The sequence below is a fragment of the Frankia sp. R82 genome, from assembly GCF_023716925.1.
GTDB lineage: Bacteria > Actinomycetota > Actinomycetes > Frankiales > Frankiaceae > Frankia.
The window spans coordinates 18737-28696 of the sequence record NZ_JAMQQG010000306.1; the positions used below are offsets into that span (position 1 = coordinate 18737).

General features: G+C 72.5%; 6 protein-coding genes. 5 read left to right on the forward strand and 1 reads right to left on the reverse strand.

Annotation, left to right across the window (positions count from 1 at the left end; translation table 11 throughout):
- Positions 1 to 42 precede the first annotated feature (42 nt).
- Genes ND747_RS24825 through ND747_RS24840 form a run of 4 tightly spaced genes read left to right on the forward strand, consistent with a single transcriptional unit; the run spans position 43 to position 8206 of the window.
- Entirely contained in the window at positions 43 to 3393 is a 3351-nt protein-coding gene (locus tag ND747_RS24825) for a lantibiotic dehydratase (protein WP_251736608.1), read from the forward strand.
- Positions 3390 to 4769, forward strand: coding sequence for a lanthionine synthetase C family protein (locus ND747_RS24830; RefSeq protein WP_251736609.1), 1380 nt, complete (start codon positions 3390 to 3392; stop codon positions 4767 to 4769). The genes ND747_RS24825 and ND747_RS24830 overlap by 4 nt, the downstream gene beginning before the upstream one ends.
- Before the next feature lie 54 nt (positions 4770 to 4823).
- Positions 4824 to 6980: a methyltransferase, FxLD system gene (fxlM, locus tag ND747_RS24835; RefSeq protein WP_251736610.1), complete on the forward strand. Its 2157-nt coding sequence runs from the start codon at positions 4824 to 4826 to the stop codon at positions 6978 to 6980.
- 5 nt (positions 6981 to 6985) lie between these two features.
- Complete coding sequence (locus tag ND747_RS24840) at positions 6986 to 8206, forward strand: hypothetical protein (RefSeq protein WP_251736611.1); 1221 nt, start codon at positions 6986 to 6988, stop codon at positions 8204 to 8206.
- A 57-nt stretch (positions 8207 to 8263) separates the two neighbouring features.
- Here ND747_RS24840 and ND747_RS24845 read toward each other — a convergent pair whose 3' ends face one another.
- Positions 8264 to 8809 carry a plasmid pRiA4b ORF-3 family protein gene (locus tag ND747_RS24845; protein ID WP_251736612.1) on the reverse strand — a complete coding sequence of 182 codons (546 nt, stop codon included), beginning with the start codon at positions 8807 to 8809 and terminating at the stop codon, positions 8264 to 8266.
- A gap of 76 nt (positions 8810 to 8885) precedes the next feature.
- On the opposite strand from ND747_RS24845, the gene ND747_RS24850 reads away from it, so the two are divergent.
- On the forward strand, positions 8886 to 9308 hold the full coding sequence (locus ND747_RS24850; protein WP_251736613.1) for a hypothetical protein: 423 nt from the start codon (positions 8886 to 8888) through the stop codon (positions 9306 to 9308).
- Positions 9309 to 9960 lie beyond the last annotated feature (652 nt).

Consider the following 9960-nt stretch of genomic DNA (forward strand, 5'->3'; position numbering starts at 1 on the left):
AGTCGTTGCACCGCTTTGGGGTCGATGTGGAAAGGGGTGGGGATGCGGGTGCGCGGGGATGGTTGCGGGTTTCGGCCGGTTGAGGGTGCGCTGCTGCGGGCCAGCGTGGGCATCGATCCCGGTGCCGTTCCCGGCTGGCCGGACAGTAGCGGTGGAGACGGCGAGGCGGCCTGGCGGGCGTGGATCGGCCAGGTCTGGATGATCCACGGTGTGGCCGGTGCGGTGTCCGCGGCGAGCCCGGTGCTGGCCGACCGGGTCGCGGCGGTCCAGGCCGGCGAGGTCGGGGAGATCGCGCGGGTGCGCCGGGTCGCGGTGTCACTGGCCGGCTATGTGGTCCGGTTGCAGGGACGGGCGACGCCCTTCGGGTTGTTCGCCGGGATCGCACCGCTGCGATTCGGGGATCGCACCGTAGGCGCCGGGAGCGGACCGAACGTCGGGCATCAGGTAGCGGTCCGGGCTGATGCGGCCTGGGTGGAAGCCGTGGTCGCCCAGTTGGAGCCGGGCCTTTTCGATCGTCTGCTGGTGACGGCCAACGATCTCGCCGAGGTACGGAGCGGCCGTCTCGTCATACCCGGATCGGCGCCTGCGATCGGGCTACCGACGGAGACGGCGCCCACGGCACCGTCTTGGCCAACCGTGCCGCCGGGTCGAGCGGGGTCACCAGGCCGGGCCATGTCACAGGGGCAGGCAGTGTCGCTGGGGCAGGCGATGCCACTGGGACGGACGGTGTCGCTGCGGTTCACGGCGCCGGTTCGGTGCGCGCTACAGGCCACCCGTCGTCCGGTCGCGGTCAACGTTCTGGTCGACCAGGTCGCCGCGCGGTTCCCGCAGGCGCACGACGGCGCCGTGCGCGATCTGGTGAAGAGTCTGGTGCAGGCGGGTGCGCTGATCACCTGCCTGCGTCCGCCGCTGACGGCTTTCGACGGCCTTGGCCATCTGATGGCGCAGTTGACGGCGTTGGACGCGGCGGGAACACCGGCCGCCGGTCCGATGGTCAGCGAGTTGGCGGACATCCAGGCAGCTCTGGCCATCCAACCCCATCCGGGCACCGACGGCCCATCGTCACCGGCCCTGGCCGCGCGTATGCGCGCGCTGGCTGGCACGGGCGATACACCGCCCGTCGCGGTCGACCTGCGGCTGGGCGACGCCATCACCCTGCCCGCGGCCGTCGCCACGGAGGCGACCGCAGCGGCAGGTGCGCTGGTGCGACTCACGCCGCATCCGTACGGTCCGCCGACAATGAAGCAATATCACCGGCGGTTTCTCGAGCGGTTCGGCCCGGGGGCGGTAGTACCGGTTACCCGGCTCGTTTCGCTCGTCGGCGGTCTGGGTTATCCCCGGCACGGTCTCGACGGAGCCCGGGGCCTACAAGCCCGACCTGGCAGCCGAGACGAGCAGCTGGTGACACTGGCACAGCAGGCCGCCCTGGACGGTGTCCGCGAGGTTCTACTGGACGATCAGCTGATAGGCCGGTTGGCATCGGCGACGGGCGACCCGGTGGAGCGCCGCACGGATGGCTCCGAGCGGGCGCCGGTATCGCCGCCGCATCTGGACCTGTGTGTCGAGGTGCTGGCGACGTCGGTGGCGGCCCTGGACCGCGGAGATTTCCGGCTGGCGGTGTGTGGGATCGGGCAGTCGGCGATCGCAACCAGCGGCCGGTTCCTGTCGCTGCTGCCGCGCGCCGACCGGGCCCGGTTCGTCGAGGCCTGCGCATCCCTGCCGGTGGGGGTGGCGGGCGCGTTGCCGGCGCAGGTGTCGTTCGCGCCGCTGCGGGCGCGGGCGCGCAACGTCTTCGCCGTCCCGCCGGTGCTCCCCATCGTCCTCAGCCTCGGCGAGCATCGGGACCGCGGCGCGGCCGATCTGGACCTACAGGATCTGGCTGTCACGGCCGATCCGAACCGGGTGTATGTGGTGTCGCTGTCGCGCCGGTGCGTGGTGGAGCCGATGCTGGTGTGCGCCGCCGCGCGGCACGCGGTGCCGACGTTGGCGATGTTCCTCGTCGACGTCGCCCGCGCCGCGTCAGCGACGATAGGGCTGTTCGACTGGGGGGCCGCGGCCGGTCTGCCTTTCCTGCCGCGGCTGCGTTACGGGCGCGCGGTCCTCGCGCCGGCGCGGTGGCGCGTTCCGCGCGGCGCGCTGCCCGGCGCGGACGCGCCCCTGTCCGCCTGGCTGGCAGCAACAGCCGAGCTGCGGGACCGGCTACGGCTGCCTGAGCGGATCTGCGTTGGCGTGGGCGATCGGCAGCTTCGCCTGCGGTTGGACGATCCGATGCACGTCGAGCTGCTCCGCAACCACCTGCGCCGCCCGGCGCGGGCAGGGCGAAAGGCGCAGCCGGCGCTGACGCTGACCGAGGCACCGTCGGAGGGTGAGTCTGGCTGGTGTCAGGGCAGGGCGCACGAGGTGCTGATACCGCTGGCGAGCACCGCGGCCCCGGCGCCCGCGCCGCGTGTCCTGGCCCGTCCCGGTCCGCTGCGGCTGGTCAATCCGGACGACGATGTTCTGCCGGGCGCCGGGATGCTGTTCGCGAAGGTGTTCGGTGACCCCGACGGCTTCACCACGCTCCTGACGGAGCATCTTCCACGCCTGCTGGCGGACTGGGATATCGCAGCGCACTGCTGGTTCGTCCGCTACCACGACCCGACGCCTCATCTGCGGATCCGTCTGCGCACCGCCGACTACGGCCAGGCCGCCGCCCGCACCGGGGCGTGGGTGACCGGGCTGCGTCGGCATGGTCTCGCGGACACTCTCACCCTGGACACCTACCAGCCGGAACCCGCCCGTTACGGTCACGGGGCGGCCCTGGCCGCGGCCGAACGGTTTTTCGCCGCCGATTCCGCCGCCGCTCTCGCCGAGCTCATCACCGTCGGCGCGGCCGACGAGGCTCATCTGCAGGCGCAGACCGCAGCGAGCCTTGTCGATCTCGCCGGCGCCATCCTGGGCGGTCGGGCCGCCGGGGTGGCCTGGCTCGTCGCGCGGCGCGGCGACGCCGGATCAGGACCGGTGAACCGGATGGCGCGCCGCCGCGCCCTGCACCTCGCCGCTGCCTACGCCCACCTCGATGGCCCGGCCGCCTCGACGCCGTCCGCAGCAACGCCCGCAAGAGCGACGATCGCAGCCACGACCACCACCGCGACGGTTTCTCTGGGTACGGCCACAACCACGGCCACCAGCCCGGCAGTCGCAGCGGCCTGGCAGGCACGTCGCGATGCCGCCGACGCCTACACCAGCCTGCTCCGCGTCCGGCAGGCAGACGTGACACCTGCGGCGGTGGTGAGGTCGCTGTTGCATCTGCAGCACAACCGGCGCCACGGCCCTGGTGCGGACACCGAAGACCACGTCTGGCGGCTCGCCCGCGCGATCGCCCTTGCCGAAACCGCCGGTGCACCGCGATGACCCACACCACCGCCACCCGCTCCAGACAACGCCTCCAGGACGGGGACGTCCCACGGGCACGCACACTCGCCGACTCCCTCGCGGCCGATCTTGCCGACCCGCCACCGCCGCCCAGCCGCAATGACGGGCACGACGATGCCGGGCACGACGACGACGGCCCAACCAGCCGGCGCTGGCATCGGCAGTCGCTGTCCAAAGGCGCACCCGGAATCGCGCTCCTGCACGCGCGGCACGCCGACCCGGCCGAACGGGATGGGCTAGTCCACCGTTGGCTGCGCCGCGCGACCGCTGACGGTCTCAGCGTCGGCTCTGGCGCCGGGCTGTGGTTCGGCGCCCCGGCACTCGCCTTCGCCGCCGCCACCATCTCGCCCGAGCGCTACCGGGACGCACTCGCCACATTGGATGCCGCCGTCGCCACGCTCACCCGGCGGCGGCTGGCCGCAGCCCAGGCGCGGATCCTCGCCGCCCAGCGGCCCCGACTCGCCGAGTTCGACCTTGTTCGCGGTCTGACCGGACTCGGCGCCTACCAGCTACGCCGCGACCCGAACAGTCCGCTCCTGCCCGATGTTCTGCGCTACCTGGTCGCGCTGACCAGGCCGCTTCCCACCGGCGACGCCGCCGGAGCGGACGCGCCCGGCTGGTGGTCCAGCGACCCGCCGCCCGGCCATCCCACCAGCAGCGGCGGCCACGCCAATCTGGGCATGGCCCACGGCATCGGCGGCCCACTCGCGCTCCTGGCGCTCGCACTACGCGCCGGCATCATCGTCCCCGGCCATCTGAAGGCCATCGAGAGGATCACCGGCTGGCTCGATGCCTGGCACCAAGCCGCTCCCGCCGGACCCTGGTGGCCCGAACACCTCACCGTCGCGGACCTGCACGCGGGCCGTCCCGCCCAGACTGGCCCGGCCCGGCCGTCGTGGTGTTACGGCACGCCCGGGCTCGCCCGCGCCCAACAACTGGCCGCCCTCGCAACCAGCGACCACGCCCGCCAGGTCGCTGCGGAACACACCCTCACCGCCTGCCTGCGCGACCCGGCCCAGCTCGCCCGGCTCACCGACTTGGCCCTCTGCCACGGCTGGGCCGGTGTCGTCCTCACCGCCTGGCGCGCCGCCGCCGACGCCACCACCGCCGGCCCCGCCCAGACACTGCCCGGCCTGGCCCACGCCTTCCTCGACCACGCGGACCGCAGCGCATCCACCGCCGGCCCCCAGACGGGCACGGCCATGCAGATCGACGGTCGTCTCGGCCCGACGTCCCCGCGGCCCACGGTCGGGCTCATCGACGGTCGCGCCGGCGTCGCCCTCGTCGCGCACACCCTCACCGCCTCCGGCACCGAAACCCACCCCGACTGGGCCTCCTGCCTGCTCCTCACCTGACCCAGCACCCCAACGCCCAGCCCTCCGCCCCAGCCGACGACAGGACAACCCACCGTGACCACTCCCCCATCCAGTGACAGCTGGCGTCAGCTCAACCTTGTCTGCGCGGACTGGCAGGCAGCCGAACGGATGGCCATCGACCACCTGCGGCCCCTGCTCGCCGACGCCGAGGACGCCGGCACCGTCCGGGCCTGGTGGTTCGTGCGCAAGGGCACCACCTGGCGGCTTCGGCTGCACGCCCCGGCCGGGGCAGCCCTCGGCGAGCTCGCAGACACCCTCGCCCGCCGCGGCGCGATCCGATCCTGGACCGAGACCCGCTACGAACCCGAGACCCACGCCTTCGGCGGCCCGGACGGCATGGATCTCACCCACACCCTGTTCACCACCGACAGCCGGCACCTGCTCGACTACCTCACCGACCCCGGCCCGCAGCTGCGCCGTGAACTCCCCGTCCTCCTCGCCACCCGCCTGCTGCGCGCCGCCGGCCTGGAGCCGTACGAGCAGGGCGACTGCTGGAGCCGCCTCGCCGACCACCGCACCCCGGTCGAACCCGTCGCCCCACCGGCACAGCAGACTCTCCTCGACGTCCACACCCTGATCACCGCCCACGCCGACGCCCCCAACAGCCCGCTTGATACCGCTCCCGACTGGCCCGGCGCCTTCGAACGCACCGGCCGTGGCCTCGCCGCACTGGCCGCCACGGGACAGCTGACCCGTGGGCTACGCGGCGTGCTCACCCACCATCTGATCTTCCTGTTCAACCGGCACGGCGTCAGCGCCGCCGACCAGCACACCCTCGCGACCGCAGCCCGCACCGCCATCTTCGGACCCGCAGAAGACACTCGGCCCACCACAGCCGGCCCCACCGCCCAGCTCACCTCCGTCCAGCCTGGATCCGCATCCGGCACCCTCACCGCCGACATCCGCCCTCACCTCGACGCCAACCCCGGCGCCGCCGCCGGTCAGGCTGCCACGGCCGACGACCCGGACGAACGTGAACGGCAGGCCACGCGGCTACGCCACGCCCTCGCCGACCGCGTCAAGGGACGGGGAACCTTCCACACACCGCGTATCGAGGCCGCGTTCCGCACCGTGCCCCGACACCGGTTCCTCCCTGGCATCGACCTCGAGGTCGCCTACGGCACCAACCCGATCGTCACCCGACGCGCCACCGACGGCACCTCCCTGTCGTCCGCGTCCAGCCCGAACCTGGTCGCCACCATGCTCGAACAGCTCGACCCACAACCAGGCGAACGCGTGTTGGAGATCGGCACCGCCACCGGCATCAATGCTGCCCTGCTCGCCGAACTCGTCGGCGACACCGGCGACGTCATCACCATCGAACTCGACGTCGACCTCGCCGCCAGCGGCGCCAGCTACCTCCACGCAGCCGGCTACCAGGTCAACGTCGTCTGCGGCGACGGCGCGGACGGACACCCCGACCATGCGCCCTACGACCGGCTGATCGTCACCGCCGAGGCGACAGACATCCCACCCGCCTGGTGGGACCAGCTCCGCATCGGCGGCCGTGCCGTCATCCCCCTGCGGCTGCACGGCAGCGGCCTGACCCGCGCGCTCGCCTTCGACCACCACACCGACGGCCAGCTGACCAGCACGTCCGCGGTCGTCTGCGGCTTCGTCCCCCTCCGTGCCACCACCGACCTGACCGGACATTCCGGCAGCCACCTCCGCCTCGCGGACGACGTCATCCTCAAAATCGACGCCGCCGAACCACACGACCCGACCGCACTCGGCGACGCACTACGCCACCCGCCGCACCAGCAGTGGACGGGTATCCACGTCCGGCACGACGAACCCGCCGAACACCTCGACCTGTGGCTCGCCACCACCACCGACCGCCCCTTCGGACGCCTGTCCGTCGGCGCCACCGCCCGCACCACCGGTCGTGCGAATCCCGCCCTGCGCTGGGCCGGCGCAGCGCTGCACGACGGCGGCACCCTTGCCTACCTCACCGCCCGCGAACCCACCGACGACGCCCTCGAACTCGGCATCACCGCCCACGGCCCCGAGACAGAGAAACTCACTGCCCACCTCACCGAACTCCTCGGCACCTGGGCCCACTATCGCCCTGCCCAGCCCACTATCACCGCCTACCGCGGCACCGACCCCGTCAGCGCCGACCCCGTCACTCCCGAAGGGGCCCGAGCGCGCATCCAGCGCCCCCACACCCAGTTCACGATCACCTGGTGATCCTCATGGCCGCCACCCAGCACAGCCGCACGGCGCGCAGAACCCCAGCCGTCAGGGAAGACAGGGCGCCGCAGCGTGTCGCGGGCGCAGCTCAGCTGGCGCCCAACGCGCGGCGGAAGGCCCTGCTCGACATCCTGCCGCGCTACTTTCCCCTCGTTCCCCGCCCGAAGCCCGCGTGCGGCAGCCTCACCGAACGCCTCGACCGGCTACACCACAAAGCCAACCTCGCCCGCAGCGACGACAACCCGTTGGTGCATGCCGCTGAGGCCCTCAACCTCGCCGCCCTCATCGCCAGCGACTGCGCCATGCCACAGCTCGCCCGCGACCTGTGCTGGCGCCAGATCTACCGGTTCACCACCGGCCCAGGACCCTACGACCATACGACCGCCACCCTCGCTCTCCAACCACTGATCAACCTCGCCCGACTCCACACCCGCCAGGGCGACGGCACCACCGCCTACCACCTCCACGAAGCCCTCCTGCGTGCCGCCCACACACGCAGCGATCTCCGCATCGACGGCCACACCATCCCGCTCGACGCCCTCGTCACATACGGTGAAGACCACGCCAAGATCGTGCAGTGGCTTTGGACCATCCTCCTCGGCAGCGGCCTACGCGCCCTCTGCCAAACCGGCCAGTGGACCGACGCCTACCACCAGGCACTGCAACACCGGGGCATCGGCTGCCGGCTCCTCGACGGCCGCCAGATCGCCATCCTCCACCACGCCACTACCAGCCAATCCGCCGAAGCGACCAGCATCCTCGACCACAGCGACACCCCCGACCAGTGGGAACACGCAGTCACGGCGCACCTGCAATTCATCACGCATGTCCTCACCGGCGACCGCACCGACGATGGTGCCGCCGATATGGCCGACGCCCACCTCACGGTCACATCCGCCCCAGAGCCAGTGCCCGGCGCTTTCCACCTACGCCTATGGCTGATCACCACCGAGCTCCTCCACATCACCGGGCAGTCCAGCCGCGTCGGCATCGCCATGAGCGACCAACTCCTCGACGCCGCCCTCCGAGACGCCTACCTCGCCCGCGATGTCGTCACTGCCCGAGCCGACACGGCTCTCACCGACGCCTCCAGGTCTCAGCTGCACACCACCCTCCTTCGTTCGAACCTCGGGACACCGCTCACCGCCGAAAACCTCGACAGGCTGCTCAAGGCCGCACGCCAGAGCGAAACCGCCCTGGCCATCCAGCTACGCCGCCGTTAACCATGTCCGCTGACGAGCCAGCTGCCATCGTCGTGGCCTGAAACCGATCGAACATCGTCAGCCTCGCGGTGTTCTAGCCCGGCAGCGTGCCGCGCTCCCACGAGGGCAGGTCGACGCCGACGACTGGGAAACCTTTGAGGTGCGGCGCAGCCGGTCGCGGGCCTGCTGGTGGCGAGGGTGGTGGGGGGTGCGCAGCGCCTGGCACAGGGCGGTGTAGGCGGCGGGGCCGCCGCTGTCCTCGACCGGGCCGGCGCCCTGTCCGCCGGAGCAGCGCGGGTAGCGGGTGCGGGGAGCGGGTCGGTAGATGTTCTCGACGGTGAACAGGTGTTCCCACGGGTCGTCGACGCCGTAGGTGTAACGCAGCCGGTCACCGACCGCGGGCAGCACGGCGGTCAGGGCGACAGTCTCGGCGTCGACGTGGTCGCCGTAGGGCTGTCTCCAGATGGTTTCGAAGGCGTGGGGCTGCTGGTCTTCCCAGCCCATCACCGCCTGGATCACCCGGTGTACCTCGGTCAGAGGCGCACTGGACAGGACGTGGACACGACGCCAGACCCGCAGCGGCCACACATCATGCAGGGTCACCCCCAGTTGGTGGACACTCACCCGATCACCGTAAGAGGCGGCCCCGGACCGCAGAGAGCCGTCACCGCAGGTGGACACGACGGGAAGGGCCGCACGCATGGACCAGGACGGTGCGGGGCCTGACACCGCGGCGCGGTGCACCCGCTGCGGGGTGCTGCTCACACCGGCGGCCAGGGACACCGGGGCGGCGGAGTGTGTGCTGTGCCTGGCAGGGCCGGACGAGGACTGGTCCGGGCCTGACGACGAGACCCCGCCGGCCTGCCAGGACTGCGAAGACCTGCTGCTGATCCCCGAGGTGACCGTCCTGTCCCCGAAGGTCGCGGGGCGGCGGCAGCACTGCCAGGGGTGTGCGGCGATCGGTGCGTACCGCGACTGCGGCGACACGATCATCCGCGGGTACAACGACGTACCCGCCGCAGCGGTCGGACGGCGGCTGTGCCGCGACTGCGCCCCCGATCCCACCGGCGACGACACCCCCCTGGCCGCCGCCGACACGGCCATCGACGACCCGATTCTCTGACGGTCATCACGTGTGACGACCGAGGGTCGTGGTGTCCGCGACCCGGCAGCCGCGGCCGGGCCGCCCCGGCAGCGCCTGGGACCGCGGCTTGTGGCGGGGGGTGCCCGCCGGGTCCGTGACCGCCCCGCAGCGCTGGCGCGTACGACTACCAGCCCGCCCACCCTCTCTCCAGGCCGCAGAAGACATGTCGGAAGCTCGCGGGCTGGTTGCCTACCAGCGCTGGCCTGCGACAACGGCCACCAGCCCCCACCGTCATCAGGAGCGGCGCGAGGAATAGCGGGGGGAGTGGGGCGGGCAGGGGAGAAGGGGCGTCGTCGACGACTACGTCGAGGAGTCGAAGGACCCAGACGGCGCCGGACAGCCCTCGCGTGAGGGCCGTGCCCGCGGTGGGGGTAGCGGCGGATCCGCTACCCGGTAGCGGCAGCGCGACCGGTCGCGGCCGCCCTGGGCTGGGCGGTCGCGGTAGCGGCGGCCAGGACGGCGATGCCCCGTGCCCTTCTGGGGCGGGTGCGCGGCCTGGGACGGGCCGCTACCGCGACCATCGCCGCCGGCCAGACATCCCCAGGTGTTCAGCTCGTCTCGGGGGGGGGGGGCCCCGGCCCCCCCCCCCCCCCCCCCCCCCCACCCCCCCGGGCGGGGGGGGGGGGTGGGG